The 26,974-nt window shown below is 69.5% G+C and carries 26 protein-coding genes; 17 read left to right on the plus strand and 9 right to left on the minus strand.

Annotation, left to right across the window (positions count from 1 at the left end; translation table 11 throughout):
• Positions 1 to 2: 2 nt before the first annotated feature.
• Positions 3 to 1,058, minus strand: coding sequence for a TolC family protein (locus E7T09_RS07975; protein ID WP_240741683.1), 1,056 nt, complete (start codon positions 1,056 to 1,058; stop codon positions 3 to 5).
• Positions 1,055 to 2,470 (minus strand): TolC family protein, encoded by a 1,416-nt coding sequence (locus E7T09_RS07980; protein ID WP_136388659.1) that lies wholly within the window; start codon positions 2,468 to 2,470, stop codon positions 1,055 to 1,057. Before E7T09_RS07980 ends, E7T09_RS07975 begins: the two co-directional genes overlap by 4 nt.
• 166 nt (positions 2,471 to 2,636) lie before the next feature.
• Between E7T09_RS07980 and E7T09_RS07985 the strand changes: the two genes are divergently transcribed.
• From E7T09_RS07985 to E7T09_RS07995, 3 genes are all read left to right on the plus strand, one after another.
• Positions 2,637 to 3,320: a response regulator gene (locus E7T09_RS07985; RefSeq protein ID WP_136388660.1), complete on the plus strand. Its 684-nt coding sequence runs from the start codon at positions 2,637 to 2,639 to the stop codon at positions 3,318 to 3,320.
• The gene (locus E7T09_RS07990) at positions 3,320 to 4,660 is read left to right on the plus strand and encodes a cell wall metabolism sensor histidine kinase WalK (protein WP_240741684.1); all 1,341 of its coding nucleotides are present in this window, start codon (positions 3,320 to 3,322) and stop codon (positions 4,658 to 4,660) included. The genes E7T09_RS07985 and E7T09_RS07990 overlap by 1 nt, the downstream gene beginning before the upstream one ends.
• A gap of 133 nt (positions 4,661 to 4,793) precedes the next feature.
• Positions 4,794 to 5,672, plus strand: a complete 879-nt coding sequence (locus E7T09_RS07995; RefSeq protein WP_136388661.1) for a hypothetical protein — start codon at positions 4,794 to 4,796, stop codon at positions 5,670 to 5,672.
• Between the two features lie 114 nt (positions 5,673 to 5,786).
• Here the strand turns inward: E7T09_RS07995 and E7T09_RS08000 are convergent, their stop codons facing one another.
• The gene (locus E7T09_RS08000; protein WP_136388662.1) at positions 5,787 to 6,455 is read right to left on the minus strand and encodes a hypothetical protein; all 669 of its coding nucleotides are present in this window, start codon (positions 6,453 to 6,455) and stop codon (positions 5,787 to 5,789) included.
• A 109-nt stretch (positions 6,456 to 6,564) separates the two neighbouring features.
• Between E7T09_RS08000 and E7T09_RS08005 the strand changes: the two genes are divergently transcribed.
• Positions 6,565 to 8,049, plus strand: a complete 1,485-nt coding sequence (locus E7T09_RS08005; RefSeq protein WP_136388663.1) for a potassium/proton antiporter — start codon at positions 6,565 to 6,567, stop codon at positions 8,047 to 8,049.
• A 42-nt stretch (positions 8,050 to 8,091) separates the two neighbouring features.
• On the opposite strand, the gene E7T09_RS08010 is transcribed toward E7T09_RS08005, so the two are convergent.
• From E7T09_RS08010 to E7T09_RS08035, 6 genes are read right to left on the minus strand one after another with little or no spacing between them, the layout of a single operon-like run.
• Positions 8,092 to 8,856 carry an SDR family NAD(P)-dependent oxidoreductase gene (locus tag E7T09_RS08010; protein WP_205746961.1) on the minus strand — a complete coding sequence of 255 codons (765 nt, stop codon included), beginning with the start codon at positions 8,854 to 8,856 and terminating at the stop codon, positions 8,092 to 8,094.
• The gene (locus tag E7T09_RS08015) at positions 8,853 to 9,881 is read right to left on the minus strand and encodes a LacI family DNA-binding transcriptional regulator (protein WP_168734755.1); all 1,029 of its coding nucleotides are present in this window, start codon (positions 9,879 to 9,881) and stop codon (positions 8,853 to 8,855) included. Before E7T09_RS08015 ends, E7T09_RS08010 begins: the two co-directional genes overlap by 4 nt.
• A 28-nt stretch (positions 9,882 to 9,909) precedes the next feature.
• The gene (hisD, locus tag E7T09_RS08020) at positions 9,910 to 11,208 is read right to left on the minus strand and encodes a histidinol dehydrogenase (protein WP_136388665.1); all 1,299 of its coding nucleotides are present in this window, start codon (positions 11,206 to 11,208) and stop codon (positions 9,910 to 9,912) included.
• 35 nt (positions 11,209 to 11,243) lie between these two features.
• Positions 11,244 to 12,038: an HpcH/HpaI aldolase/citrate lyase family protein gene (locus E7T09_RS08025; RefSeq protein ID WP_136388666.1), complete on the minus strand. Its 795-nt coding sequence runs from the start codon at positions 12,036 to 12,038 to the stop codon at positions 11,244 to 11,246.
• Positions 12,031 to 12,684 (minus strand): alpha/beta fold hydrolase, encoded by a 654-nt coding sequence (locus tag E7T09_RS08030; RefSeq protein WP_136388667.1) that lies wholly within the window; start codon positions 12,682 to 12,684, stop codon positions 12,031 to 12,033. The genes E7T09_RS08025 and E7T09_RS08030 overlap by 8 nt, the downstream gene beginning before the upstream one ends.
• Positions 12,685 to 12,688: 4 nt before the next feature.
• Positions 12,689 to 13,309 (minus strand): cupin domain-containing protein, encoded by a 621-nt coding sequence (locus E7T09_RS08035; RefSeq protein WP_136388668.1) that lies wholly within the window; start codon positions 13,307 to 13,309, stop codon positions 12,689 to 12,691.
• 383 nt (positions 13,310 to 13,692) lie between these two features.
• Between E7T09_RS08035 and E7T09_RS08040 the strand changes: the two genes are divergently transcribed.
• The 13 genes from E7T09_RS08040 to E7T09_RS08100 all read left to right on the plus strand — a co-directional run bounded on the left by E7T09_RS08040 (position 13,693) and on the right by E7T09_RS08100 (position 26,832).
• Positions 13,693 to 15,057: an ABC transporter substrate-binding protein gene (locus E7T09_RS08040; protein ID WP_168734756.1), complete on the plus strand. Its 1,365-nt coding sequence runs from the start codon at positions 13,693 to 13,695 to the stop codon at positions 15,055 to 15,057.
• A gap of 82 nt (positions 15,058 to 15,139) precedes the next feature.
• Positions 15,140 to 16,093, plus strand: coding sequence for a carbohydrate ABC transporter permease (locus E7T09_RS08045; protein WP_136388670.1), 954 nt, complete (start codon positions 15,140 to 15,142; stop codon positions 16,091 to 16,093).
• Positions 16,093 to 16,950: a carbohydrate ABC transporter permease gene (locus E7T09_RS08050; RefSeq protein ID WP_240741685.1), complete on the plus strand. Its 858-nt coding sequence runs from the start codon at positions 16,093 to 16,095 to the stop codon at positions 16,948 to 16,950. Before E7T09_RS08045 ends, E7T09_RS08050 begins: the two co-directional genes overlap by 1 nt.
• A gap of 19 nt (positions 16,951 to 16,969) precedes the next feature.
• On the plus strand, positions 16,970 to 18,130 hold the full coding sequence (locus tag E7T09_RS08055; RefSeq protein ID WP_370293787.1) for an ester cyclase: 1,161 nt from the start codon (positions 16,970 to 16,972) through the stop codon (positions 18,128 to 18,130).
• On the plus strand, positions 18,130 to 19,242 hold the full coding sequence (locus tag E7T09_RS08060) for an ester cyclase (protein WP_136388671.1): 1,113 nt from the start codon (positions 18,130 to 18,132) through the stop codon (positions 19,240 to 19,242). Before E7T09_RS08055 ends, E7T09_RS08060 begins: the two co-directional genes overlap by 1 nt.
• Complete coding sequence (locus tag E7T09_RS08065) at positions 19,205 to 20,242, plus strand: ester cyclase (RefSeq protein ID WP_168734757.1); 1,038 nt, start codon at positions 19,205 to 19,207, stop codon at positions 20,240 to 20,242. Before E7T09_RS08060 ends, E7T09_RS08065 begins: the two co-directional genes overlap by 38 nt.
• A gap of 25 nt (positions 20,243 to 20,267) precedes the next feature.
• Complete coding sequence (gene hisD, locus E7T09_RS08070) at positions 20,268 to 21,536, plus strand: histidinol dehydrogenase (RefSeq protein ID WP_136388673.1); 1,269 nt, start codon at positions 20,268 to 20,270, stop codon at positions 21,534 to 21,536.
• 3 nt (positions 21,537 to 21,539) lie between these two features.
• Positions 21,540 to 22,409 (plus strand): carbon-nitrogen hydrolase family protein, encoded by an 870-nt coding sequence (locus E7T09_RS08075; RefSeq protein ID WP_136388674.1) that lies wholly within the window; start codon positions 21,540 to 21,542, stop codon positions 22,407 to 22,409.
• Positions 22,410 to 22,741: 332 nt separating this feature from the next.
• Complete coding sequence (locus tag E7T09_RS08080) at positions 22,742 to 23,599, plus strand: STAS domain-containing protein (RefSeq protein ID WP_136388675.1); 858 nt, start codon at positions 22,742 to 22,744, stop codon at positions 23,597 to 23,599.
• Between the two features lie 6 nt (positions 23,600 to 23,605).
• A complete protein-coding gene (locus tag E7T09_RS08085; protein WP_136388676.1) occupies positions 23,606 to 24,001 on the plus strand; it encodes an STAS domain-containing protein in 396 nt (131 codons plus the stop codon).
• Position 24,002: 1 nt separating this feature from the next.
• Positions 24,003 to 24,383 (plus strand): anti-sigma regulatory factor, encoded by a 381-nt coding sequence (locus E7T09_RS08090; protein ID WP_255578422.1) that lies wholly within the window; start codon positions 24,003 to 24,005, stop codon positions 24,381 to 24,383.
• The gene (locus tag E7T09_RS08095) at positions 24,380 to 25,402 is read left to right on the plus strand and encodes an ATP-binding protein (RefSeq protein WP_136388678.1); all 1,023 of its coding nucleotides are present in this window, start codon (positions 24,380 to 24,382) and stop codon (positions 25,400 to 25,402) included. The genes E7T09_RS08090 and E7T09_RS08095 overlap by 4 nt, the downstream gene beginning before the upstream one ends.
• A complete protein-coding gene (locus E7T09_RS08100; protein ID WP_240741724.1) occupies positions 25,402 to 26,832 on the plus strand; it encodes an ATP-binding protein in 1,431 nt (476 codons plus the stop codon). The genes E7T09_RS08095 and E7T09_RS08100 overlap by 1 nt, the downstream gene beginning before the upstream one ends.
• The last annotated feature ends 142 nt before the right edge of the window (positions 26,833 to 26,974 follow it).

Raw genomic sequence — 26,974 nt, forward strand, 5'->3', positions numbered from 1 at the left:
GGTCATATGCTGCCGCCGATGCCCGTGAGATTCACCCCGCTCGCCACGGACAGCGCCGCGAGACTCACCAGCACGTTGTCCTGTGCCTGAAGTCGGGCGTACTGCGCCTTCTTCAGGGCCAGCTGCGAACTCTGCAGTTCCACCGCCGAGATGGTGCCGCTCTTGAGGCGGGCGGCGTCCTGCGTGGCCGTCTTCTGCGCGGCGGCCTCGCGGCTCTGCGCGACCGCCAGCAGCTCGTAGGCGTTCTGGGCGGCCTGGTACGCGCTGGCGAGACTCTGCGTGGCCGCCTTGCTGGCGCTGTCGGAGCTGCGCTGCGCGTTCGCCAGGGCCGTCTTCGCGTCCTGCAGGGTCCGGGCGGGCGTGAAGTCGTTGTCGGCGAGTTTCACGTTCAGGGTGGCGAGGGTCAGGTCACCGGCGGCCGACGTGACGGCGCTGAGATTCCCCAGGCCACCTTGCAGGGTCGCCAGCGTGCTGCTCAGCTTGGGTACGTTGGGCACCCCGGCCGCGCGCACGCCGCTCGCCAGGCCCGTGAGGGTAGCGAGCTTCGCGCTGGCGAGGTTCACCTGCGCTCTGCCGTCCGCGAGGTTCTGCTGGCTGCTCGCCAGGGTGTTCTGCGCGTTCGTGACGTCGAGCGTCGTGGCGTTCCCGATGCCGAGCTTGACCTGCGCGACCTGCACGCCCTTGGTGTCGACCTGCACCTGCAGGGTCTGGAGGGTCACGTTCTCCTGCGCCTCGAGCAGGGTGGTGTAGGCGGTGACCGTGTTCTGGAGCGCCCCCAGCTTCGCGCCACGCAGCTGCGCCTGGGCCAGCGCGTACGTGTTCTTGGCGGAGAGCTTCGCGGCCACCAGCGAACTGGGGTCCGCCTGCGCGGCCACGTTCGCGGCCTGGGCCTTGTCCAGGTTCGCCTGCGCGGTCTTCACGTCCGTGTTGTTGGCGAGCGCGGCCGTCACGGCGGCCGTCAGGGTGGCGCTCGCGGCGGCCTGCGCGTGCGCGGCGCCCCCGAGCAGCAGGGCGGCGGTCAGGGCAGGGACGGTGAAGCGTGGGCGGGTGAACATCATGCGGGGCCTCCGGCGGCGTTCTGAAGCTGAATGAGGGTGAGTTGGGCGGTGACGCGCGCGGCCTGGAGGTCACGCTGCGCCTGGGCGAGGTCGAGCTCGGCGGCCATGACATCGTCGGCCGTGCCGGTACCGGCCTTCAGGCGGGCGTTCGCGGTGTCGAGCGCGGCCTGCGCGACCTGCACGGCCGTGACCTTGGCCTGCACGGCGATGATGCTGGTCTGCAGGGTGGAGTACTTCGTGCGGACGTCGAGCTCCACGGTCTGCTGCGCGACCGTGAGGCTGAGCTGCGCCTGCGTGACGTTCGCCTGCGCGGCGGAGACCTGCGCGGCGACGGCCGGGGAGTACACGACGTACGACCCGCTGATGCTGGCGCTGATCCGGTCGGTGGTGGTGCCCGTGGTGCTCGAACTGGTGCCCAGCGGCACGGCGTAGCCCGCGCCCACGGTGCCCTGCGTGAGGTTCAGGTTCGCGCTCAAGCCGCCGCTGCCACTTGGGCCGTAGCGCACCGAGGCGGTGATGTCCGGGAGGGCCTGGGTGCGTTTTTGCGTGTCGAGGGTGTCCTGTGCGGCCGCGAGCGTATTGCGGGCGTCGACGACCTCACTGCGGCTGGTGCGGGCGCGGGCGACCAGGGCCGCCACGTCCGGCAGGGTGACGGTCTCGGCCGGCACGCTCGGGAAGGCGCTGGTGCCCACGGTCTGCCCGAGGGCCGCCCCGAGGCTGCGCTGGGCGGCCTCCAGACTGGCCGCCGCCTGCAGCTGGGCGGCCTGCGCCGCCTGCAGGGCCGCCTGGGCGCTCAGGACACTCTCGGAGGTGGCGTTCCCGGCGGTCTGCTGCGTCTGCGCGACCGTCAGTTGCCGCTGCCGCAGGGCCAGCGTCCGGGCGGCCACATCGATGTCGAGGTTCGCGAGCACGGCCGCGTAGTACTGCTGGTACACGTTCAGGCGCGCCGAGGCGCCCGCCGCGAGCAGGTTGGCCTGGGCGAGATCCAGGGATCGCTGGGCGGCGCGCAGGCTGCTCTGGTTGCTCGACCAGGGCAGCAGCCCCAGGCTGACGTTTACGCCCGCGCTGCCGCTCAGCGAGGACGCGAGGCTGGTGGTCGTGCCGTCCGACGCGGTGGTCGTGCCGGGGCCGGTGTAGGCGGCATTGCCGCTCACGCTGACGGTCAGGCCCAGCGCGGTGCGGGCAGCGTCGAGGTTCTTCTGCGCGACCTGCACGGAGAGCTGCGCCTGCGTGACGCTGGGCGCGCCGCTGAGCAGCGCCAGGGCCGCGTCGAGCGTGAGGGGCGTCGTCGTGGCCGTGGGGGTCGCGGCGGGCGTGGACGACTGGGCCAGGGACGCGCCGCCCAGGGCGAGGCAGACGGTCAGCGCGGCGGAGCGGGCAACCAGGGCAGGAGCGCGGGGTCGGGTGGTCATGCTGCGCAGTGTCGGCGGGGTTCACGAACAGACCGCGCAGCTTGTTTGAAGATTTGTCGAAGATCGATCCAGACTGTCCAGCACAGTATTTCTATAGTATTTAGGGTGGATCGGGAGTGGATGTTCATTCGCATCCCCTTCACGCGGGGTGCGTACCATGGCGGGCATGAGCGCCCTGATCCTGATTGTCGAGGACGAACCCCAGCTGGCTGAAGTTCTCGAAGCCTACGCCCGCCAGGAGGGCTACCGCACCGAACGCGCCGGCGACGGCGTGAGCGCCCTGACCGTGTTCCGCGCCGCCAGCCCCGACCTGATTCTGCTTGACGTGATGCTGCCCGGCAAGAGCGGCCTGGATGTCCTCAAGGCCGTGCGCGCCGACGGGCAGACGCCCGTGATCATGGTCACCGCCCGCGCCGAGGAGACGGATCAGATCGTGGGACTGGAACTCGGCGCAGACGATTACGTGGTCAAGCCCTTCCGGCCCCGCGAGGTGATGGCCCGGGTGAAGGCCGTGCTGCGCCGCGCGAGCGCCGTGCTCGAGGACGACGAGAAGCCCCTGCGGGTCGGCGTGCTGGAAATCGACCGCCGGGCCGTGCTGGCCCGCGTGAGCGGCCAGATCCTGAACCTCACGCCCGCCGAGTTCCGGCTGCTGTGCCACCTGGCCGAGGCGCCCGGCCGGGCGTTTACCCGTGAGGAACTGCTCGCGGCCGCGCTGCCCGACAGCGACGCCCTGGAACGGGTCGTGGACGCCCACCTGGCCAGCGTGCGCCGCAAGCTCGAGGCCGGCGGCGCCGGGCACCTGCTGCATACCGTGAGGGGCGTCGGCTACCGCCTGGAAGTGAGCACCTGATGCTTACCCGGCTGCTGCGGGCAACCGGACTGCGGCGCGGGCCGAGCCTGGCGCTGACCATGCTGCTGGCCATGCTGGCCGTGTCGCTGCTCACCGTGGCGAGCATGTTCGTGCTGTCCAACGCCGTGGTGGAGCGCGAGGTGCGGCGCCTGCCGCCGGAGATGCAGACCTATCTGCGCGCCCAGGCCGAAGCGCAGCGGCGCGGTCAGGTGATCGTCTCCACGCCCAATCCGGAGGTTCGCACCGGGTCGGTCGCCGACCCGTACCTGCCGCCCGGTCAGAGCAGCCCGGATGTGGGCGGCAGCGTCTACAGCGCCGCCGGGCAGGTTCTGACCATCGTCGAGGGCCGCCGCGTCCGCACGCGGGACGATGGGAGCGGAGGCGGCGGGCCGAAGACCTTTGCGCCCCGCACCCAGGATTTCGTGCGGCAGGTGCAGGCCGCGCTGGTGCAGGTGGGCGTCATCGCCGCGATTGCGTCCGCGCTGCTGGCCTTCTTGCTGGCCCGGCGGGTCGCGCAGCCGGTGAGTGCCATCAGCCGGGCCGCCCAGGGCCTCGCGAAGGGGAACCTCGCGGTGCGCGCCCCGGTCTTCCGGGGGGAACGCGAGGTGGCGGACCTCGCGAGAACCTTCAACGAAATGGCCAGCAACCTCCAGCACCTCGAACTGGAGCGGCGGCAGGCGGTGGCGGACATCGCGCATGAACTGCGCACACCCCTGGCCGTGATCCAGGCCCGGCTGGACGCCCTGGAGGACGGCGTGTACCCGCTGAACACCGAGCAGGTGCGGATGCTGAGCATCCAGGCGCAGGTGCTCACGCGGCTGGTCGACGACCTGCGCACCCTGACCCTGCTGGAGGCCGGGCAGCTCCCGCTGTACCGCGCGCAGACGGACCTTGCAGCCCTGGGCGCCCAGGTCGTGCACGACCTGACGGACCGGGCGGCGGCGCGCGGCGTGGCCCTGACGCTGACGTGCCACCCCGCCCAGGCCTGGGCCGATCCCCACCGGGTGCGGCAGATCCTGGCGAACCTGGTCGAGAACGCGGTGCGCCACGCGCGGGGCCACGTGCAGGTCAGCGTGGAACCCCTGGGTGACGCGGTGGTGCTGCGCGTCGACGACGACGGCCCCGGCATTCCCGCCGAGAGCCGCGACGCGGTCTTCACCCGCTTTACCCGCCTGGACGACAGCCGCCAGCGCGACACGGGGGGCAGCGGCCTGGGCCTGGCCATCGTGCACGCCCTGGCGGCCGCACACGGAGGCCGTGCCCGGGCGGACGAGAGCGAATTCCTGGGCGGCGCGAGTTTCATCGTGCAACTGCCGCAACACACGCCCACCCCGGCGTGACCCGGTTCGACGCGACCTTCATCGCGGCCTGATTTTTCAAGACCATCGCCGGAAAACTCATTAGAGGACTGAAAAAATCACGTGATGCACGCGTCTATCCGGCGCCTCGGGCGCGGGCCTACGCTACGGGCATATGCGCGTCTCCGTTCCCCTCCGCTCCACCAAACGAACCGCGATCCGGCCCCAGACGAGCGGCCTGCTGGCACTGGTGGCCGTGGCCCTGCTGAGCGGCTGCTCGCAGCAGGCCCCCAGCGTGCCCACCGCGACGGCCGTGGCGGCCACGGAGGCGACCACTCCCACACCGGTCAGCGCGACCCCCGCCCCCCAGCCCACCGCCGCGACGCCGTTCACCCTGACATCCAGCACCCGCGAGCTGAGCCTGAAACAGTGGAGCGTCAGCAGCCTGCCGATCACGACCACGGGTGGTGGCGGCCCCGTGACCCTGCGCATGGAGCGGGCCGACGGTGACACGGGCGACGTGATCGAGGTGTCTCCGTCGACGTTCACGCCGGGCGCAGCGCCGGCCGCCTTGAAGCTGCGTCCCACGAAGGTCGCGTTCCCCGCGCCGGAGGACGCCGCTCCCTGGAAACTGGTGGCATCGCAGGGCGGCAAGGATGTCGCCTCGGTCGACCTGAACGTCGTGCTCCAGACCGCGAACCTCACGTTCACGCTGCAACCCGTCACGGCCGCCGAGGGCCAGACGGTGGACGCCGTCCTGGTGGTGGACGCCGATGCCCATGACCTGCCGGGCTTCACCTTCAGCCTCAGCCCCTACATCCCGGACGAATCCGAATCCTATGAACTGGCGGGCAACCCGGCGACCACCTACACGGTCACGAGCCTGCCGGCGACCTTCCATGTGCCGATCACCTTCAAGGCGTTCCACGGAGACGAAGTGACCAGGACGGCTGGCTTCCAGCTCAGCGTGGACGGCCTGTCGGACACCCTCGGCTCGAACCGGTACCTGGGCAAGTACGTGCGTGCCAACCTCACCTGGAACCTCGCCCGCTGAGGGTTCTGAACGGCAGGGGACGGAGGTCAGCCTCCGTCCCCTGCACCTTCTTGCCCTGAGTTCAGGCCCTGGGTGGAGATCCGGAACGGCTGCCCCAGATCCTGCTGCCGGACCTCACGTCCGGCCTTGGCCCAGCAGCTGGCGCCAGCGGGCCGGCCCGGTTCGGACGGCCTTGAGATTCGACGTTCTGGACAGCACGGTGAACAGGTCGTCCACACAGCGGGTCAGGACTCGGGCGACCTCGTCGTTCACCGGCTGCTGATACGCTGCCGGGTCTGCCGACAGCTGCCGGTGGTGGCGTTCCTCCTCCTCAGGAAACAGCTGCTCCGCCACGCCGCGTTCCATCTGCCGCCACGCAAACTCGGGATTCCGGGGCCGCCGCTCCGTTCCGGGCCAGTCCAGCACCTCGCCCGCCCGGAACCGCTCGAACGCCTCCAGATGGAAGACAATCTCTTTGAGCAGCGCGTCGTTCCGCAGGAACTGATAGATGTTCTCGCCCTCGTCCGTCCTCCAGACCAGCCGTGGAAAAACCGCCAGGACGGCCTCCAGCAGGGCCGGGAGGGAGGGGGCAGGCTCTGCCGGGGCCGGTGTGGCGGTCAGGAGGACGCGGGCGAGCTTGAGGAGTTGTCGCAGGCCGCCGGCCAGATCGACGAGGATCAGGAAGCGGGCGGTGTCGGTGTAGTGGGGCGCACGCTGGGCGGCCAGACCGCGGGCGAGGAGGGCCGCGGCCTTGTCGAGTTCCTGTTCGACGCTGAAGGCGAAGACGGGATCGTCGATGGCCATGCCCTACGGTAGCGGAGTCCTGGGTCTCCAGCCACCGGAAGCCCCCGGTGTGCCCGCGTGGCCGTGGGCCGATGAGCAGCTCTCAGGAGCGGCCACTATGGTAAAGGGGATGAACCATGTCAATCCCATCGACCTTCCCGTCTTGCTGATCTCCGTGCTGCTGCTCCTCGGACTCCTGGCCAGTAAGCTCGGCGGTCGACTCGGCATTCCGGGCCTGGTGCTGTTCCTGGTCATCGGCATGCTGGCGGGCAGCGAGGGGCCCGGCGGGATCGACTTCGAGAATTACCCCCTGACGCAGGCCGTCGGGATTCTCACCCTGACCTTCATCCTGTATTCCGGCGGCCTGGAGACCGACTGGGCGCACACCCGGCCCGCCCTGCGCGACGGACTGCTGCTCGCCACGCTGGGTGTACTCCTCACCACCGGGTTGGTGGCGGTGGTGGCGCACGCGCTGCTCGCGCTGCCCTGGCTGACGAGCGTACTGCTGGGCGCGGTGGTGTCGAGTACGGATGCCAGCGCGGTCTTCTCGGTGCTCAAGGAGCGGGCGCTGGGCCTCAAGGGCCAGATCAAACCTCTGCTGGAATTCGAATCGGGCGTGAACGACCCCATGGCCGTGTTCCTGGTGATCGGTCTGACGTCCCTGATCGCCCATCCGGGCACGCCGTGGACGGACGTCATTCCGCTGTTCCTCAAGCAGATGGTACTGGGGAGCGTCATCGGCCTGGGGCTGGGCCGGCTGGCCGTGCTGGTCTTCAACCGGATCAACCTGCCGTCGGACGGGCTGTACACCGTCCTGTCGGTCGCGCTGGTGGGCCTGGTGTACGCGTCCACGGCGCTGGTGGGCGGCAGTGGGTTTCTCGCGGTGTATATCGCGGGGGTCGTGCTGGGCAACAGTTCGTTCGTGCACAAGCGGTCGCTGCGCCAGTGGCACGAGGGCCTGACGTACCTGCTCGAGATCGGCATGTTCCTGCTGCTCGGCCTGCTGGTGTTTCCGTCGAAGGTCGTGCAGCTCGCCGTGCCCAGCCTGCTGATCTCCCTGTTCCTGATGTTCGTGGCCCGCCCGGTCGCCGTGTACATCAGCCTCGCCCTGGCCCGCATGCCCACCCCTCACAAGGGCATGGTGGCGTGGGTGGGGCTGCGCGGCGCGGTGCCGATCATCCTGGCCACCTTCCCGCTGCTCGAGCACCTGCCGGGCGCCGACACCATTTTCAACGTGGCCTTTTTCATCATGCTGACCAGTCTGTTGATCCAGGGCACGACCCTGCCGGTGGTGGCCCGCTGGCTTGGCGTCGATGCCGAGAAGGCCGGGGGCCAGAACACGCAGCGTCTGCAATTCACGCCCACCGGAGCCGGCAAGAACGACCTCGTGGAAGTGGTCGTGCCTCCGCACTCGCGGGTGGTCGGGCAGCGGATCGTGAGCCTGAACTTCCCGCCCGAGGCCCTGATCCTGCTGATCCACCGGGGCGGGGAGTACATCGTGCCCAGCGGATCGACGATCCTGGAGGCCGGCGACGAGTTGCAGATGCTGGGGAGCTCCGCGTTCCTCGACCGGGTGCGCGCCAGAATCGAGCCGTCGGCCGACGCCGCCACGTAGGCCCGAACGCCGCGTTCTGGCGCCGTACCTCCGGTGGTTCCTTCACCCGAGCGGGCGCCCGCCGTCCACCGGGATGACCGCGCCGGTCGTGAAGGTCAGGTGGGTCGCGGCGGCCAGGACGGCGCGGCCCACCTCCTGCGGCCGGGCGATGCGCCCCAGGGGGGTCAGCGTCGCCTGCGCCGCGATCAGTTCGGGCGGCATGCGGGCCGCGTACTCGCCGTCCACCCAGCCCGGCGACACGCTCAGCACCCGGATGTCCGGCGCGAGGGCGCGGGCCAGCGAGCGGGTCAGCGAGTCCAGGGCGGCCTTGGAGGCGCAGTAGGCCACGTTGGAGCCCAGGCCCGTGACGGCGGCCACCGAGGAGATGTTCACCACCAGCCCGCTCCCGTGCGCCCGCAGCAGCGGCGCGAAGGCCCGCACGCACGCGAACGGGCCCCTCACGTTGACGCGCAAGATGGTGTCGATCCACCCGTCGCTTAGGCCCTCCAGATCCGCGTGCGGCACCGGCGTCGTGATCCCGGCGTTGTTCACGAGGATGTCCAGCCGGCCCTCGAGGGCCTGCACATCGGCGGCGGCCGCGACCAGCACGCCGGAATCGTCGACCGTCACGCGGAGGGCGCGGTGGCCGCTGCCTGGCAGCCGGTCCGCCAGGGTCGCGGCGCGCTCCTCGCTGCCGCTGTAGCCCACGATGACCGCCGCACCGGCGCCGGCCAGGGTCTCGCAGATCGCGCTGCCGATGCCGCCGGCCCCGCCGGTGACCAGGGCAACGCGGCCGGTCAGGGGGCCGGGGCCGGAGGGACTGCTCACGACCGGCCGCCGACAACCGTGTCGCGCCAGATGAGTTCGGGCGCGTGCAGGCGCGGGCCTTCGCCCGACCGCGGGTCGTCCAGGGCGCGCAGGGCGTCCTCCACCATGGCCGCCAGCGGCTGTCCGATGGTCGTCAGCCGGTAGGCGAGGCGGGCCGACTCGTCGATGTTGTCGAATCCGATCACGCTGACCTCGTCGGGCACGCGCCGTCCCAGCGTGCGCAGCGCGTCGAGCACGCCGATCGCCACGATGTCGTTCGCGCCGAAAAATCCGTCGGGCCGCTCGCCTGCGGCGTCGAGGTGAAGGGTGGCCTGCACGCCCCAGTCGTACTGGAACGCGCGGGCGGGCGTCGCCACCGGCCGCAGGCCCGCCTCGGCGAGGCGATCCGTGAAGCCCCGCAGGCGATCCTGGTGGGTGGACGTGTCGGGATCGCCGCCGATGAAAGCCGGTCGGCGCACGCCGGCGTCCAGCAGCACCTGCGCCGCCAGCCGACCGCCGCTGTAGTTGTCACAGGCGACCGAGAGCAGCTGGTGGCCGGGCAGGTGCCGGTTGAACAGCAGCACCGGGATGCCGCCGTCCTGCACGTTGCCCAGGCTGGGGGGCCTGGCGGTCAGGCGGGTGGGGAACACGATGGCCGCCTCGATCTGGTACGACCTCGCGGCGTCCAGCGTCTCCTGCACGTCGCGCCGGGGATCATGGGTGAGCAACAATGCCCGCTTGCCGCGCGCCTCGAGCGCCTGGGCGAACTGGGAGAGAGCCTGCGGGTAGAACGGATTGTGCAGTTCCCCCACGATCAGCGCGACGATCCCGCTGCGCTGGGTGACGAGGGAGCGCGCGATGGCGTTGGGCTGGTACCCGAGCCGCTCAGCGGTCTCCAGCACCCGGCGTCGCGTCTCGGCGCTGATGGACGCGCCCGGCGTGAAGGCCCGCGACACAGCGGACTGCGACACGCCCGCCGCGCGCGACACGTCCAGGGACGTGATCCGCTGGGCGGGAACCGGTGGGCTCGTGGGCGGACGGGTCATGGACGTGCTTCCAGCATAAACGCCGGCTTCAGTCGTCGGTGCCCACGGCGAGTGCCGGGCCATACCGCTCGACACGCAGATCCGCCTGCCGCTGGTGACCGGCGAACCCCTCGATGCCGCAGATGACCGAGCAGTGCCGGCCCACCACGACCGAGGCCTCGCGGGTGGCCCGCTGGTACGTCACGGTCTTGAGGAACTTCCCGACCCACAGCCCGCCGGTGTACCGCGCGGCGCGGCCGGTCGGCAGGATGTGGTTGGTGCCGATGGCCTTGTCGCCGTAGGCCACGTTGGTCTCCGGCCCCAGGAACAGCGAGCCGTAGTTGGTCATGCCGCTGAGGAAGACATCCGGATCGCGGGTGAGCACCTGCACGTGCTCGGAGGCGATCTCGTCGGCCATGCGGATCATCTCGTCCTCGTCGTCGGCCAGAATGATCTGCCCGTAGTCGCGCCAGGCCTGCCCGGCCACGGCGGCGGTGGACAGCACGCCCAGTTGACGCTCGATCTCGGCCTCCACCGCGTGGGCGAGCGTCTCGGAGGTGGTGAGCAGCACTGCCGGCGAGTTCGTGCCGTGCTCGGCCTGTCCGAGCAGGTCCGTCGCGACCAGCTCCGCGTCGACCGAGTCGTCGGCGATGACCAGGGTCTCGGTCGGGCCGGCCAGCAGGTCGATGCCGACCTGGCCGAAGAGCTGCCGCTTGGCCTCGGCGACGTAGGCGTTGCCGGGGCCGACCAGCATGTCCACGGCCGGGATGCTCGGCGTGCCGAGCGCCAGCGCCGCGAGCGCCTGCACGCCGCCCATGATGTAGATCTCGTCGGCGCCGGCGAGGTGCATGGTCGCCACGGTGGCCGGGTACGGCTGCCCGTCCTTGGGGGGCGTCACGGCCACCACCCGGCGCACGCCCGCGACCTTGGCGGTCGCCACGCTCATGATGGCCGAGGCGATCATGGGGTAGCGCCCGCCCGGCACGTAGCACGCCACCGAGTTCATGGGCAACACCTTATGCCCCAGGGTGACGCCGGGCATCGTCTCGATCTCCACTTCGTGGATGGACGCCCGCTGCGCCTGCGCGAAGGTGCGCACCTGTTCCAGCGCGAACCGGATGGAGGCGAGCTGCACCTCGGGCACCTGGGCCACAGCGTGCTCGATCTGCTCGGCGCTCAGGCGGAAGCTCGGCGGATTCCAGCCGTCGAAGGCCTGCGAGTGCTGGCGCAGCGAGTCGTCCCCACGCGCCCGGATATCCGCGATGAGGCCGCGCACCGTGGTCTGCACGGTCTCGTTGAGGCTGAGCTGGGTCTGGGCGTTCATGCCGGATTTCAGAATGCGGGCCATCGGGCGCCTCCTTGCAGGTGCGGGCGGAACACGGGTCAGTACAGGGACGTGGAGGGGGTGGGCGTACCGGCGCGCAGGTCGCCCAGGACGCCGCGCGCGGCGCCCGCCAGCAGGGCGAAGTCGGAACCGGCGGTCACGAAGCGGTACCCGAGCGCCATCGCCGCGCGCGCCAGGTCACCGCCCTGCGTGAAGATGCCGGGAATCAGGCCGCGTTGACGGGTCGCGCGGGCGATGCGGGCGACGGCCTCCTCGACGTCACCGCCCCGGAAATCCAGGGTGGCGTGGCCCGTCAGACTGAGGCTGAGATCCCCCGGTCCGACGTACACGCCGCTGAGTCCGGGCGTGTCGAGGATGGCGTCGAGGTTCGCCAGGGCCACGGCGGTCTCGATCATGGCGAAGACCACGGTGTGCGCGTCGGCCCGCGCGGCGTAGGTGTCGCCGTGCACCAGGCGGGCACGGGTCGGGCCGAAGGAGCGGGTGCCCTGCGGCGGGTACCGGCACGCCTGCACCAGCGCCGCCGCCTGCCCTGGCGTATCGATCATGGGGCAGATGACGCCCACCGCCCCGGCATCCAGGACGCGCATCAGGTCTGGGGCATGCAGCCCCGGCACCCGCACGAAGGGCGCGGCGGGCGTGGCGGCCATGGCCTGCAGGGTGGGCACCAGGCCGCCCTCCCCGATCAGGCCATGTTGCAGGTCGATGGTCAGGGCATCGTAGCCGGCGTGGCCCATCACCTCGGCGCTGACGCCGCCGGGCAGGTGCAGCCAGCCGTTCAGGATCGTCTCGCCCCGGCCCAGGCGGCCGTGAAGCTCCGCCAGCACGTTAGGCATACAAAGGCTCCCGCAGGGCGTCCGAGACCGCCCAGGGGGCGTCCAGGGGCAGGTAGTGGGCTGCGCCCGGAAGGACGCGGAGGTCGGTCTGTGGGGCCAGCGCCGCCATCGCCAGGCTCAGCGCGGGCGGCGTGACGGCGTCGTCGGCGCCCACCAGCAGGGTCAGTGGGCCCGTGTAGGCCGCCAGGGTTGGCCGGCTGTCGGGGCGTGAGCGCAGCAGCGCCAGCTGCTCCAGAAAGGTGGCGGCCCCCACCCGGCGGGCCATGCCGAGCACCGCGGGCGCGTGAACTCCCGCCGCCCCGGCCACCTGCCGGGCGACCTCAGCGAACCCGCCCGCCTCGGTGGCCCGCTGCTGCCCGGCCCAGGCGTCCAGTTGCGCGGACGTGGGCGCCAGCGGATTGGCGCTGATCAGGGTCACGCGGCCCACCCGCTCCGGCCACCGGCGCAGCACCTCGAAGGCCACCAGCGCGCCCAGCGAGAAGCCCACCACGTGCAGGGCATCGCTCAGGCCGGAGACCGCGTCCGCAGCGGCGTCGGCGAGGGTGGCGCCCCGGATCGACGGGAGGACGCGACTGTCCTGGGGCCGCGCCACGCCCTCCCACAGCGAGTCGTCGCACAGCGTGCCGGGCAGCAGCACGGTGGTCACGGCCTCAGTCGTCCCCGAACTGCCCCAGCATCTGCTGTTCCAGCTCGGCGAAGTTGTCGGGTTTGATCATCTTGCCGCTCTCGCTGGCCTCGAAGCCGTACTCGCGCGCCCGGCGGATCACGTCCGGCGCCCAGTACGGATCTTTACCCTCGAAGGCCTGGTGCTTTTCGAGGACGGCAAAGATCCAGCTCTCCCCTTCGTCGATGCATTCGAAGCCGCGCCACAGCTGCGCCGGGAGGGTGATGTAATCGAACTCCTCCAGAATGGTCTCGCCATCGATCTTGTCTGGGCCCTGGCCCCAGTAGAAGCGCCAGCGGCCCTTGAGCGGCAGGAACGACTCGATGTAGTCGTGGGTGTGGTAGGCCGGGCCGTTGCCCTGGCGGGCGCGCACCATGCCGATCTGGAAGCCGTGCGGCGAGGTGATGAAGGGCGTGTAGGCGTCGTTCTCGGCGGCCGTGTCGCCGATCACGGCGTAGTTGTGGCGCTGGTGGCCGGGCAGGATCGAGTCGATGAACATCAGCGGGATGGGTCGTGAGGTCAAGTCACGGAAGCGGACGACGTTGCCGGTCATGGCGCCGAGGTCTTCTGGCGTGGGCAGGTCCGGGGATGGGGGCTGAGCGGTCATGGAACCTCCAGGACGGGAAGGCGCAGTGGGCGCCAGCGGTGGGACGGGCGGATCGGCACGCGCCGGGATATGAATACGTATGCAAAACCTACTCCACGCGACCAGGGCCGTCAAGGGCAACGCCACAAAATGCCTTGATAGAGCTGCGGCTGAACGCGTTTCAAGGAAGGCTTGACAAAACCAAAGTCCGACCCCTAAGGTATGAATACGTATGCAAACCGTTGCACCGCGGGCGTCTTCGGCTCCGCCCAGCAGTGGTTTCGTGTACCCCGCTCCACCCTCCCCACGGGATCCCTGGTGCCGCCCCCACGGCGCGCCACCACTCCACAGACCGCCCAGACCCCCATGAACGGTTCACGACACAGTTGTCAGGAGGGAATCACATGATCAAGGCAGATCGAGGAGTTCACCGGCGCGTCGGCTTGACCCTGAGCATCCTGGGCGCGCTCGCGCTCACCACACCCGGCTCCGCCCAGACCGCCGCCACCTACGGCCTCAAGTCGGGCAAACCCTACAACGGCACGCAGCTCAAGTTCCTGATCTGCTGCGCCACGGCCGGCCAGTTCGCCCAGATGATCAAGCTCACCGGCGAGGGCAGCGAGTTCCAGAAGCTCACGGGCATCACCGTCAAGTGGGAGAACACGCCCTACGAGGCCCTCCAGCAGAAGATCCTGGTCGAGGCGACCACCGGCAGCACCTACGACGTGGTCGCGTGGGTGGACGCCTGGGGCGAGGCCTTCAAGTCGCAGATGCTGCCGCTGAACAGCCGCATCGCCGCAGACAAGATCAACATGAAGGACTACCCGAACGCCTACATCGAGGCCTCCAGCGACGCGTCGGGCAACATCGTCGGCCTGCCCTTCCGTGGCCACCCGCTGGTGCTGTTCTACCGCAAGGACGTCTTCAAGGACCTGGGCCTGAAGGTGCCGACCTCGTGGCAGGACGTGGTCAAGACCGCCGCGACCATCCAGCAGAAGAAACCCGGCATGACCGGCCTGTCGACCATGTACGGCGTGAGTGCCGGCCAGAACCTCTTCAACTGGGTCAGCATGCTGTGGGGCAACGGCGGCGACATCCTCGACAAGGACAACAAGCCCGTTTTCAACAGCGCCAAGGGCGTCCAGGCCACGCAGTTCTACATCGATATCCTGCGTAAGGACAAGGTCACGAACCCCGCCGCCACCACCTTCGCGGAACCCGAGTCGTCCTCTGAGCTGCTGCAGGGCCGCGCGGCCATGTGGGTCGGCTGGTGGTGGTACTGGGCGCGCTTCTCCGATCCCAAGGGCGTCGCTCCGGCCGTGCTGAACAATGTCGGCTTCGCGCCCGCGCCCGGCTGGGCCGGCGGCAAGACCCAGAACTACGCCCTGATCTGGCCGCTGGGCATCTTCAAGAACTCCAAGAACCCTGACGCGGCGTGGGAATTCATCAAGTATGTGACGAACACCGAAGTGCAGAAGAAGGTGGCCTCCAACCGCAGCATTCCCGCCGAGGCCGACAACACCATCGTGACCTTCTCCGGCATGAACGACCCCAAGGTCAACGCCGCCAACGGCGGGATTCCCAAGGTCGGCGCGCAGGCCCTGGCCAACGCCCGCACCCTGCCGCAGGTCAAGACCTGGGCCGAGATCCAGAGCGTGCTCGAGATCGGCATCAACCAGATGGCCACCGGCGCCGACGTGAAAGCCACCCTTGACCGCATGGCCAACGACGTGGACGCCATCCAGAAACGGGCCGGCTACTACAAGTAGGGGCGGCGCTGGCCCCCGCCGCTTCCTGTTGCAAATCACACCGGGCCACCTTCACAGGTTGGCCCGGCTGAGGTGAGGACTGATGGAACTTCCCCGCACGACGCCTGAACTCGTGGCCGAGCCCGTGGCCCGCGCGGCGCAGGCTGCCGCCACCCGGCCGTGGCGACCCCAGAGCAGCGGCCTGCGCTGGCTGATGCTCGGCCCCGCCATGCTGGTCATCCTCGCCACCGTGATCTATCCGCTCGTCTCGTCGTTCATCACCTCCTTCCGCGACTGGCGGCTGATCAACTCCCCCACACCCGGCCCCTTCGTGGGCGTGTCGAACTACACGCGGGCGTTCACGGACGCCGGCTTTCTCAACAGCCTGGGCGTCAGCGCCCTGTACACGCTGATCTCGGTCACGCTGACCCTGCTGACCGGCCTGGCCATCGCCCTGATCCTGGCCAAACCGACCCGGCTCAACGTCTTCGCCCGCACCCTGTTGATCTTTCCCTTCGCCGTGGCGCCGATCCTCAAGGGCTACTCGTGGCGCTTCATGCTCAACCCCGAATACGGCGTATACGCCAAGATGCTGGGCGAGGTCTTCCCGCCCCTGAAGGGCTACGTGTGGCTGGGGCACGAATTCAGCGCCCTGGTGTCCATCGCCATGTCGGAGATCTGGGGCTGGGCGCCGCTGTTCGCGCTGATGTTCATCGGGGCGCTCGGCTCGATTCCCACCGAGACGACCGAGGCCGCCAAGATGGACGGCGCGACCAGCTTCCAGATCTTCCGCCGCATCACGCTGCCGCTGCTCGCCCCGGTGATCTACATCGTGGCGCTCCTGAAGATCATCTCCGCCTTCAAGATGTTCGACCAGGTGGCAATCATGACCGGGGGCGGTCCCGGCGACTCGACCCAGACGCTGTACTACTTCGTGTACCAGGTGGCGTTCCGCAACCTGGACCTGGGCTACGCCTCGGCGGTGTCGTACCTGCTGGTGGCCATCATGGCGGTCATCGCCACGTTCTACGTCCGCACGCTGATGAAGGGGGACTGATGCAGGGCTCCATGCGCCGCCCGCCCGAACCCGGGGTGATCCTCCGCCGCCGCCTCGCCCAGACGGGTGAGGTGATCGCCACCCTGGCCGTCATCTTCTTCGTGGCGTTCCCGCTGGTGTGGATGATCCTGGCCGCCTTCAAGAACCAGATCGACGTGTACTCCACGCGGCTGTTCTTCACGCCCATCTTCACCAACTTCCGGGCCATCTTCGCCGACCCGATCCTGCTCGGCTCTCACGTGTGGGTCAGCGCGCTCGTGTCGTTCCTGACCGTGGCGATCACCATTCCGCTCGCGGCGGCAGCCTCGTACGTGCTGTCCCGCCACCGGTTCCGGGGCCGCGACACCCTGTTCCTGCTGATCCTGATCACGCAGTTCGTGCCGGCGGTGGTGGTCGCCATTCCCTTCTTCACCCTGTTCCGCACGCTGAACCTGATCGACACGCCGTGGGCGCTGATCATCGTGTACCTGTCGTTCACGCTGCCCTACGCCATCTGGATGCTGCGCGGCTTTTTCGACGCGCTTCCGGTCGAGATCGAGGAGGCGTCGTTTATCGACGGCTGCAACGAACTCCAGACCCTGCGGCACGTGACCCTGCCCCTGGTCATGCCGGGCCTGCTGGTGGCGGCCGTGTTCGCGTTCATCTCGGCATGGAACGAATTCTTCTTCGCGCTCATCCTGACGCGCTCGAACTCGCTGACCCTCCCCGTGGCCATCCAGACGATCTCCGGGCCACGCGGCCCGATGTGGGAGCAGGTGGCGGCGGCGGGCATGCTGGTGATGGTGCCGATCCTGATCATGTCGCTGTTCATCCGCAAGTACTTCGTCGAGGGCATCACCGTGGGGGCCGTGAAGTGAGCGCCCGGGGAAACGGGTCATGACCACCCCGCCCCGCACGGCCCGCAAGTCCCGCGCCAAGCTTCCATCCCACCCCGCCACTCCTCCTTCAAGGACCTCCATGGACGATCCACAGACCAGCACCCTCCCCGTCTTCGACTTTGCCGACCGGCCGGACTACTCGGACTTCGTGCTGGCCGCCCACACCGGGCGCCGTCAACCCCTGGCGGGCTTCGACGAGGACTACACCGACATCGTCGATTACATCGTGCGCTGCACCCACAAGATCTGGGAGGAAAAGGCCATCGGTCTGATCTACACCCACTACGCCCACAACGTCCTGGTGCACTACTCCAGCGGGATCATGTACGGGCGCGAGGCGATGGTCGTCAATACCCTGCAGCGCATCGCGGTGTACGCCGAGCGCCGTGCCTACGCGGACGACGTGATCTGGAGCGGCAACGAGCGTGACGGCTTCTATTCGTCGCACCGCGTGTCCAGCGTCGGCGTGAACACCGGCTACAGCGAGTACGGCCCCCCCAGCGGCAGGAAAGTACACCGCTGGGGCATTGCCGACTGCTTCGTGGTGCAGAACAGAATTGTCGAGGAATGGCTCGCCTCAGACACGCTGACCGAACTGCGCCAGATGGGCTACGACCCCATGGCGCTGGCCAAGCGCGCGGTACTGCCCGCCACGCCGCACACCCACGGCGAACTCGACCGTCTCCCCACCGGCCAGCAGTACCCGGAATTCCTGGCCGTCCCGGCTGCTGGGGACGACCCGCAGGGCTTCATCCGCGCCATCCTGCTGAACATGTGGAACGCCCGACTGGTGAACATGGTTCGGGAACACTACGCGCCGAACCATGTCGCCTTCGTCCCCGATTCCCGCAAGCTCGCCGGGTACGGCGATTACGAGAACTTCGTCATCACCATGCTCGCGTCGTTCCCGGACCTGGCAATCACCATCGACCACCAGTGCGTGCAGGGGACTGAAGCGCGGGGGTACCGCGTCGCCACGCGCTGTACCTTCCAGGGCACGCATGAGAGCTACGGGCCGTACGGGGCACCGACCGGACGCCGCATCTACCTGATCGTGATCAGCCACCACATCATCCGGGACGGCAAGGTCATGCAGGAATGGACGGTCTTCGACGAATTCGCCCTCCTCAAACAGCTCCACGCGCAGCAGGCGCTGTGATGGCCGGCAGATCAACCCTCCCCGTCTTCGACTTTGCCGACCGGCCGGACTACTCGGACTTCGTGCTGGCCGCCCACACCGGGCGCCGTCAACCCCTGGCGGGCTTCGACGAGGACTACACCGACATCGTCGATTACATCGTGCGCTGCACCCACAAGATCTGGGAAGAAAAGGCCATCGGTCTGATCTACACCCACTACGCCCACAACTCGATCGTGCACACCACCAGCGGCATCATCTACGGGCGGGAGACGGTCGTCCGGAACACCGCCCAGAACATCGCCATGTGGGGCGACCTGCGCGCCTATGCCGACGACGTGATCTGGAGCGGCGACGATCAGCAGGGCTTCTACACCTCGCACCGCCACTCCAACACGGCCACGCAGAGCGGCTACACGGAGTTCGGCCCGCCGACCGGCCGCAAGATCGCGTACTGGGGCATCGCGGACTGCTTCATCGTGCAGAACCGCATTGTGGAGGAGTGGCTGACGCACGACGGCATCACGGTGATCCGCCAGATGGGCTACGACCCGGTGGCCTTGGCGAAACGGGCGTTGCTGCCCGCGACCCCGCACACCCACGGCGAACTCGACCGTCTCCCCACCGGCCAGCAGTACCCGGAATTCCTGGCCGTCCCGGCTGCTGGGGACGACCCGCAGGGCTTCATCCGCGCCATCCTGCTGAACATGTGGAACGCCCGACTCGTCAACATGGTTCGCGACCACTACGCCCCGAACCATGTGGCCTTCGTGCCGGATTCCCGCAAACTGTTCGGGTACGGCGATTACGAGAACTTCGTGATCACGCTGATGGCGGCCTTCCCCGACCTGGCCATCACGGTGGATCACCAGAGTGTGGTGGGTGACGCCGACCGGGGCTTCCGCGTCGCCACGCGCTGCACCTTCCAGGGCACGCATGAGGGCTACGGGCCGTACGGGGCACCGACCGGACGCCGCATCTACCTGATCGTGATCAGCCACCACATCATCCGGGACGGCAAGGTTGTGCAGGAATGGACCGTCTTCGACGAATTCGCCCTCCTCAAACAGCTCTACGGTCTGCCCGGAGGCCGGGGTGACGCCGAACCGACCCCCAGTGACGCCGGACTCTGAGCCGGGCGGGGGGGCCGGCCCCGTGGAAGCGCGGCCAGCCCTGGAGCGTGACCTGATCCGGCTCACACGCTCCATCTGGGAGGACAAGGCAATCGGCGCGATCTACACCCGGTACGCACACAACACGCCCGTGCACCTGCCGGACGCCGAGCTGTACGGACGGGAACAGCTTGCCGAGCGCACCCTCCAGGCCCTCGCTCCCGTGCCGGACGCGCGCCTGCACGGCGACGAGATGATCTCGCAGGCCACCGCCGACGGCATGCTCTCGTCCCACCGGGTCACGGTCAGCGGCCACCACCTCGGGCACGGCCCGTACGGCCCGCCGACGGGCCACGCCGTGCAGTGGCGCGGCATCACCCAGCGGCTCATGCAGGGCGGCCGCGTGGTCGAGGAGTGGAGCGTGCACGACGAGCTGGCCGTGGTGCGTCAGCTGGGTCTGGACGAGTGGGCCCTGGCCCGGAGCCTGGCGCAGCGGGCAGCCGAAGCGGGCACCGGAGGGCCGGTTCACCCCGTGGGCGAGGTGGTGCGCGGCGCCGGTCAGGCGCCCCCTCCCCTCCCGGTGGACGCCACGGCCCCGCTGCCGGGTGACCTGCCCGGCCACATCGCCGCCGTGGTCTGGAACGCCCGGATGCTGAACCTCACCGGGCAGTACTACGCGCCGGACGCGACCATCCGGGTGCCCGGCTATGCCCGCCTGCACGGCCCCGCCCAGCTGACCCGGTACGTCCTGGAATGGCTCGCCGCCTTCCCGGACGGCGCCATGCACGTCGAGCAGGTCACCGGGACTGGAGACGACGCGCAGGGCTTCAAGGTCGCCGCCCGCTGGACCTTCGTCGGCACCCACACGGGAGCCGGGGTCTACGGCCACCCCACGGGACAGCGCGTGCGGATCAGCGGCATCAGCCACTACGACGTCACCGCCGGCCGCATCCGCCGTGAGGACATGGTCTGGAACGGGTTCGCCCTGCTGAAACAGCTGTGCCGACCGAGCAGCCACTGAATCCAGACCCGCCACAGGAGTTCACATGGAATACTTCAAGAAAGCCCCGCCGCAGCCCGCCGCCGTCAACCAGGAAATCCAGGACACCGTCTCGCGGGTGATCGCTGATGTCGAGCGCGAGGGGGTGGACGCCGTGCGGCGCTACAGCGAGAAGTTCGACGGCTTCGCCCCAGCCGAGTTCCGGCTTTCGGAGGCCGACATCCGCTCGCAGCTCGGGTCGCTCGACGACTCGGTCACGCGGGCCATCGACTTCAGCATCGCGCAGGTCAAGCACTTCGCCGAGTCGCAGCGCCGCACGCTGATCGACTTCGAGGAGGAGACGCTGCCCGGCGTGACCATCGGGCAAAAGCAGATCCCGGTGCAGGCGGTCGGCTCGTATATTCCGGGAGGCCGCTACCCCATCCTGGCGTCGGCCGTCATGACCATCGGCGTGCCGAAGGTGGCGGGCGTGGAGCGCATCGTGGCGTGCGCGCCCATCCAGCGCGGCACTGGCAAGGTGAATGCCCTGCAGCTCTACGGCATGGTGCACAGCGGCGCCGACGAGATCTACGCCATCGGGGGCGCCCAGGCGCTGGCGGCCATGGCCTTCGGCCTGGACGGCGCGCCGCCCCTGGAGGCCGTGGATATGATCGTCGGCGCGGGCAACGCGTACGTGGCCGAGGCCAAACGCCAGCTGTTCGGGGTCGTGGGCATCGACCTGCTGGCCGGCCCCACCGAAATCTGCATCCTGGCCGACGAGACCGCCGATCCGGAGTTCGTGGCGGCGGACCTGCTGGCCCAGGCGGAACACGGCACGAACTCGCAGTCGGTGCTGATCACCACCTCGCGCGCGATGGCCGAGGCGGTCACGCGCGAGATCGACCGCCAGCTCGCGTCGCTGCCCACCGCCGACGCCGCCGGGGCGTCGTGGCGCGACTACGGCGAGATCCTGCTCGTCGAGGACGACGAGGAGATGGTGCGGGTCTCCGATCAGGTGGCGTCCGAGCACCTGGAGGTGCAGACGCGCGACCCCGCGTGGTTCCTGGCGCGGCTGAAGAACTACGGCTCGCTGTTCCTGGGCCAGAACGCCACCGTCGCGTACGGCGACAAGGGGATCGGCACGAACCATGTGCTGCCCACCGGCCGCGCGGCCCGCTACACCGGCGGCCTGTGGGTCGGCAAGTTCATCAAGACCGTCACGTGGCAGCGCGTCAGCGACGCGGCGAACCACACGGTCGCGCCCCCATTCATCACCATGGCCGATACCGAGGGCATGGTCGGGCACGCCGACTCCATGCGCCTGCGGGTGCGGTAGGCCGTGTCCCGGGTGCTGCCCCTGGCGGCGGTGCAGGCGCGTCCGCTCCCGGCCGACCAGCCGACGGCCCGTTTTGCTGAGGACGTGCAGGGGGTGGCCCGCGCCTTCCCCCAGTCGCGGCTGATCGTCTATCCCGAGCTGCACCTGCACGGCGGCCTCGTCACCGCCGAGGACTACCGGGCGGTGGCCGAGCCGCTCACGGGTCCCCGCGTCCGCGCCCTGGCGGAACTCGCGGGCGACCTGGGCGTGTGGCTGGTGCCCGGCTCCCTGTGCGAACTGGGAGCCGACGGGCAGATGTACGACACGGCCATCGTCCTGTCGCCCGAGGGCACGCTGGCCGCCTCGTACCGCAAGGTCTTTCCGTGGCGGCCCTACGAGCCTTTCGATGCCGGCGACCGCTTCGTGGTCTTCGATCTGCTGGGCGTGGGCCGGGCGGGACTGAACGTCTGCTACGACGCGTGGTTCCCCGAGGTGACCCGGCATCTGGCGTGGATGGGCGCGGAGGTCGTGTTCAACGTGGTCAAGACGACGACGTGTGACCGGACGCAGGAGGTGGTGCTGGCCCGCGCGAACGCCATCATGAACCAGGTGTTCGTGGTGAGCGTCAACGCTGCCGGGCCGGTCGGCACCGGCCAGAGCGTGATCGTCGATCCCGAGGGCCTGGTGCGGGTGCACAGCGCCACCGAGGCCACGGTACTCACCGATGTGATCGACCTGGAACACGTCTCCCGCGTGCGTCAGTACGGGACGGTCGGGCTGACCCGGCCGTGGTCGCAGTTCGCGCCCGGCGACCCGCCGCTGGCACTCCCGCTGTACCAGGGGAGGATTGAACCAGACCGCTGGGCACCCACCGGGCCGAAGGCCGCGCCCTGAACACGGTCGGCGCCCCCACCTGAATATCCGGCAGGTCATACCCGGGCCGTGAACCGCCCGCGCCGCCTGGTACACCCGCGCGGCGGCGGTTCGTTGATCTCCACCCCTTGCCCAGGTCGGCCATTCGGCGTTCCGGCCGCCGCCCCCATCAGCTGCGTGCTCCAGGCGCACGGGCGTGCAACACGTTCTTCCGGAGACCGGGCGCTGGCTGGTTCCACAGCCCCCAAGCGCTGGAACTGCCAGGCAGGAGACGGCCGTGCGTATACTCACAGCCTGTCTGCCCCGTGGGCTGCCTGACGACGGTCAGGTCCTCTGCACGCACTGGAGTTCCTATGACGAATACCCCCCCGATCAGCGAGGCCGTCGCGCAGCACCCCGACGCGTTCTTGCAGGACTGGCTGGCGACGCAGCTGCGCGCGCCGTCCATGCGCCGTGACCTGATCAGCGACGCGACGCTGCGTCAGCAGTCCGACACCTTCCTCACCTTGTTCACGGCCGCCGTCTCGAACAACGGCCGTGATATCCAGTCGCCCGCGTGGGCCACCCTCCGCGGCTTTCTTGAGACCCTCTCGGCAGAGCGCGTCCTCCAGGGCTTCTCCTCAGCCGAGGTGGCCACCTTCGTCTTCTCGTTCAAGCAGCCGCTGTTCGACCGGCTCCGCGTCCTGCTGAGCGGCCAGCCAGACGCGTTGGCGGACGCCACCTGGGCCGCGAGCGAGCTGATCGATCAACTTGGCCTGTACGCGGTCGAGGTGTACCAGCAGGCCCGGGAAGGCGTGATCGAGCGCCAGCGGCAGGACATGCTGGAACTGTCCACGCCGGTCGTGAAGGTCTGGGCGGGCGTGGTGGCCCTGCCCCTGATCGGAACGCTGGACAGCGAACGCACCCAGGTGGTCATGGAGACCCTCCTCGAGCGCATCGTGGAAACGGGCTCCACGGTCGCGATCATCGACATCACCGGGGTGCCGACGGTCGATACGCTGGTCGCCCAGCACCTGCTGCGCACGGTCGCCGCGGCCCGGTTGATGGGGGCCGAGTGCATCATCAGCGGCATCCGTCCGCAGATCGCGCAGACCATCGTGCATCTGGGCATCGATCTCGAGGGCGTGACGACCAAGGCCAGCCTGGCAGACGCCATTCAGGTCGCCCTGGCGCGCGGCGGTTACCGCATCACGGCCACCGAGCCCGCCTGATCGTCGATGGAGCGGATCCCGATCCTTCAGCTGGGCAGCTGCCTGCTGATCACCATCCAGACCGACCTGGACGACCAGCTGGCCCTGACCCTGCAAGAAGAACTGGCCCAGACCATCAGCGCCCGGGGCGCCCGGGGCGTCCTGATCGACATCTCCGCGCTGGATCTGGTGGACTCGTTCATCGGGCGGGTGCTCGGGAACATCGCGTCCGTGGCCCACGTGATGGATGCCCGGACAGTCGTGGTCGGGATGCAACCGGCGGTGGCGATCACGCTGGTGGAGCTGGGGGTGACGTGGCGACACGTGCGCACCGCGCTCAATGTCGATCAGGGTATGGCGCTGCTGACCACCGCCCGGCCTTCCGCAGCGCCGGAGGAGCTCCGCAGGCACCGTGGCCGCTGAGGTGTTTCCGCTTCATAGTGAGGACGACGTCGTTCGGCTCCGCCGGGCCGTCCGGAGCATGGCCATCGGCATCGGCTTTGGACTCGTTGATCAGACCAAGGTGGTGACGGCCGCCTCGGAGCTGGCCCGCAACGCCCTGGTGCACGGTGGCGGCGGTGAGGCGCGCCTGGAGATCCTGCAGGGCGCCCGCACCGGGCTGCAGATCACGGTCGAGGACACCGGCCCCGGCATTCCGAATCTGGAGCTGGCACTGCTTGACGGGTACTCGACCGCGAACGGGCTGGGACTGGGCCTGGGCGGCACCCGCCGCCTGATGCACGAGTTCCAGGTCAGCACCGAGCCGGGCGTGTACACGCGCGTCGTGGCCGTGAGGTGGAAATGACCGGTACGCCGGCGGGCCAGCACCGCCTGCCCCCCCCGGTCCGCTTCGAGGTGCGAGATCCCAGTGGGGTGGGCGCGGTGCGGCGGGCGGCCGCCGACATCGCGGCCCGGCTGGGCTTCAGCAGCCCACGCGTCTCGGATGTGGCCATCGTGACCACGGAACTCACCACGAACCTCGTGAAACACGCCGGTCAGGGCGAAGTGCTGATCAGCGCTCCCGAGCCCGGCATCCTCAATGTGCTGGCCATCGACCGGGGGCCGGGACTGCTCCGGCCGCAGGACGTCCTGCGGGACGGCTACTCCACCGCTGGCACAGCCGGCACGGGTCTGGGGGCCGTGCATCGCCTGTCCTCCAGCACCGACCTGCACAGCCTGCCAGGGCGGGGCACGGTCGTCTGGGCCCAGCTGGGCGCCCAGCCGGAGCCAGCGCCGCCGCCACGCTTCGACGTGGGGGCCGTGCACGTCCCCTACCCTGGGGAACTGGTGAACGGCGACGGCTGGGCCACCCTGGTGGGGCCGTCCAGCGTGCGCCTGCTGGTGGTGGACGGTCTGGGGCATGGCACGCATGCCCGGCAGGCGTCCCAGGCGGCCGAGGTGTCCTTCGGCACGACGGCCCACCAGCGGCCGGGGGCAGCGCTGGACGCCATCCATGGCGCGCTGCGAGGCACCCGCGGCGCGGTTGGCCTGGTGGTGGAGCTCGACGCGGATGAGCGCCGCGTTCGCTTCGCCGGGATCGGCAACATCACGGCGGCCGTCGTGGTCCCTGGCGCCCGTCATGGCCTGCTGTCCCGCGACGGAACGCTGGGACAGGAAGCCCGGCGCATCGCGGAATCGGAGATGAACTGGCCGCCCGGCGCGGCCCTGATCGCGCATTCGGACGGACTGGGCGGCTCCTGGAACCTGAACCAGTATCCTGGGCTGTTGACCCGGACGTCGAGTGTCATCGCCGGCGTGCTGTACCGCGACTTTGTCCGGGGCCGCGACGACGCGACCATCGTGGTGATCAGGGAATCCGCGTGATGGAGCCCACGGCGTCCTCGCTCCCGTTTCTCACCGTGCCGCTCCGTGGCGAGCAGGACGTCCTGACGGCCCGGACACGCGCCGCCCAGCTGGGCAGCACGCTGCACCTGGGTGTGAACGCGCGCACCCGCTTTGCCACGGCCGTCTCGGAACTGGCCCGCAACGCCGTCATGTACGCCCGCGGGGGCGTGGTGGCCTTCGGCGTGGATCCGCAGGCCCGGCTGGTGTGGGCCCGCGTGTCCGACACGGGCCCGGGCATTGCCGCGCTGGACGCCATCCTGGCCGGTCACTACAGGTCGAAGACGGGCCTGGGGGCGGGGCTGAGCGGTACCCGGCGGCTGGTGGACGCTTTCGACATCCACAGCCATGCCCAGGGCACCCGGATCCAGGTCGGGCAGCGCGTCCCCGCCAGCGTCGATCTCACCGCCGCCGCCCTCACCGCGCGTCTCGCTGCGCTCGGGAAACCGGAGCCCGAGCCGCCCCAGGTCGCGCTGGAAGCACAGAACCAGATCCTGATGAGCACCCTGGCGGAACTGACCCGCCGCGAAAGCCAACTGAGCGAGCTCAATCTGGAACTGGAGGAAACCAACCGCGGCACCCTGGCGCTGTACAGCGACCTGGAAGCCAAGGCGGAGCAGCTGCGGGCAGCGGAACATGAGTTGAGGGCCTTGAATGCGCATCTCACCGAACGGGTGCAGGAGCGCACTGCCCGGCTGGCGGAGCTCAACGCCGAGATGACCGCCTACGCCCGCTCGTTCTCACAGGACATCCAGGAGCCCCTGCGCCGGGTGCACGGCTTTCTGGCCCTGCTCCGCCGCCACCTCGCCGGACACGTGGATTCCACGCTGGATCATTACCTCACCGTGATCGCCGCCGAGAGTGGCCGGGTCGGGAAGCTGGCCGAACACCTCGCGGACTTCAAGCACGAGGGGGAACGCGAGCCGCGCCGCGACCGCGTCCCGCTCGACGTGCTGATCATGCAGGTCCGCAGTGACCTGGCCCCGGTCACGCGCGGGCGCCGCGTGGACTGGCGGATCGCCTCCCTGCCGACGGTGGTGGGCGACGCGCTGATGCTCCGCGCGGCGTTTACCCAGATTCTGCACAACGCCCTGAAGTTCAGTGCCGTCCGGGACCGTGCCCTCATCGAAGTGGGCAGCGACCGGCAGGGAGAGGAGGTGACCGTGTGGATCCGGGACAACGGGGTCGGGTTCCCGGACACGGAGGCCGCGCGCATCTTCGACCTGTTCCAGCGGCTCCACGGAGAGGAGTACAGCGGGGCCGGGCTCGGGCTCACGAGTGTGCGGCGCGTGGTGACGCGTCACGGGGGCCGCGTGTGGGCCGAGGGCCGACCCGGCGAGGGCGCCACGGTCTTTCTGGCTCTGCCGGTCGCCGGTGCGCATGACCCTGTTCCGGACGGCCACCGCCGCTGACCGGTGTCGCATTCGGGTGGAGGCTGCACAACAGGTCGCGTGACACGGTTCATTCGAACGGTCTGGTGATGAAGAGCGCTTCCAGACCGGTTCTGGCGTGACGTGCCCGTTCCCAGAGGCCCACACCGGGTACCGACCATCC

This window comes from Deinococcus sp. KSM4-11 (genome assembly GCF_004801415.1).
Classification (GTDB): Bacteria; Deinococcota; Deinococci; order Deinococcales; family Deinococcaceae; genus Deinococcus.

Excerpts from the sequence above, each read along its gene's own strand:
- hisD (WP_136388665.1), bottom strand. The coding sequence starts at position 11,208 with ATGGCCCGCATTCTGAAATCCGGCATGAACGCCCAGACCCAGCTCAGC.
- E7T09_RS07980 (WP_136388659.1), bottom strand. The coding sequence starts at position 2,470 with ATGACCACCCGACCCCGCGCTCCTGCCCTGGTTGCCCGCTCCGCCGCG.
- E7T09_RS08040 (WP_168734756.1), top strand. The coding sequence starts at position 13,693 with ATGATCAAGGCAGATCGAGGAGTTCACCGGCGCGTCGGCTTGACCCTG.
- E7T09_RS08005 (WP_136388663.1), top strand. The coding sequence starts at position 6,565 with ATGAACCATGTCAATCCCATCGACCTTCCCGTCTTGCTGATCTCCGTG.
- E7T09_RS08095 (WP_136388678.1), top strand. The coding sequence starts at position 24,380 with ATGACCGGTACGCCGGCGGGCCAGCACCGCCTGCCCCCCCCGGTCCGC.
- hisD (WP_136388673.1), top strand. The coding sequence starts at position 20,268 with ATGGAATACTTCAAGAAAGCCCCGCCGCAGCCCGCCGCCGTCAACCAG.
- E7T09_RS08035 (WP_136388668.1), bottom strand. The coding sequence starts at position 13,309 with ATGACCGCTCAGCCCCCATCCCCGGACCTGCCCACGCCAGAAGACCTC.
- E7T09_RS07975 (WP_240741683.1), bottom strand. The coding sequence starts at position 1,058 with ATGATGTTCACCCGCCCACGCTTCACCGTCCCTGCCCTGACCGCCGCC.
- E7T09_RS08025 (WP_136388666.1), bottom strand. The coding sequence starts at position 12,038 with ATGCCTAACGTGCTGGCGGAGCTTCACGGCCGCCTGGGCCGGGGCGAG.
- E7T09_RS07995 (WP_136388661.1), top strand. The coding sequence starts at position 4,794 with ATGCGCGTCTCCGTTCCCCTCCGCTCCACCAAACGAACCGCGATCCGG.
- E7T09_RS08015 (WP_168734755.1), bottom strand. The coding sequence starts at position 9,881 with ATGACCCGTCCGCCCACGAGCCCACCGGTTCCCGCCCAGCGGATCACG.
- E7T09_RS08100 (WP_240741724.1), top strand. The coding sequence starts at position 25,402 with ATGGAGCCCACGGCGTCCTCGCTCCCGTTTCTCACCGTGCCGCTCCGT.
- E7T09_RS07985 (WP_136388660.1), top strand. The coding sequence starts at position 2,637 with ATGAGCGCCCTGATCCTGATTGTCGAGGACGAACCCCAGCTGGCTGAA.
- E7T09_RS07990 (WP_240741684.1), top strand. The coding sequence starts at position 3,320 with ATGCTTACCCGGCTGCTGCGGGCAACCGGACTGCGGCGCGGGCCGAGC.
- E7T09_RS08000 (WP_136388662.1), bottom strand. The coding sequence starts at position 6,455 with ATGGCCATCGACGATCCCGTCTTCGCCTTCAGCGTCGAACAGGAACTC.
- E7T09_RS08060 (WP_136388671.1), top strand. The coding sequence starts at position 18,130 with ATGGCCGGCAGATCAACCCTCCCCGTCTTCGACTTTGCCGACCGGCCG.
- E7T09_RS08050 (WP_240741685.1), top strand. The coding sequence starts at position 16,093 with ATGCAGGGCTCCATGCGCCGCCCGCCCGAACCCGGGGTGATCCTCCGC.
- E7T09_RS08080 (WP_136388675.1), top strand. The coding sequence starts at position 22,742 with ATGACGAATACCCCCCCGATCAGCGAGGCCGTCGCGCAGCACCCCGAC.
- E7T09_RS08045 (WP_136388670.1), top strand. The coding sequence starts at position 15,140 with ATGGAACTTCCCCGCACGACGCCTGAACTCGTGGCCGAGCCCGTGGCC.
- E7T09_RS08055 (WP_370293787.1), top strand. The coding sequence starts at position 16,970 with ATGACCACCCCGCCCCGCACGGCCCGCAAGTCCCGCGCCAAGCTTCCA.
- E7T09_RS08085 (WP_136388676.1), top strand. The coding sequence starts at position 23,606 with ATGGAGCGGATCCCGATCCTTCAGCTGGGCAGCTGCCTGCTGATCACC.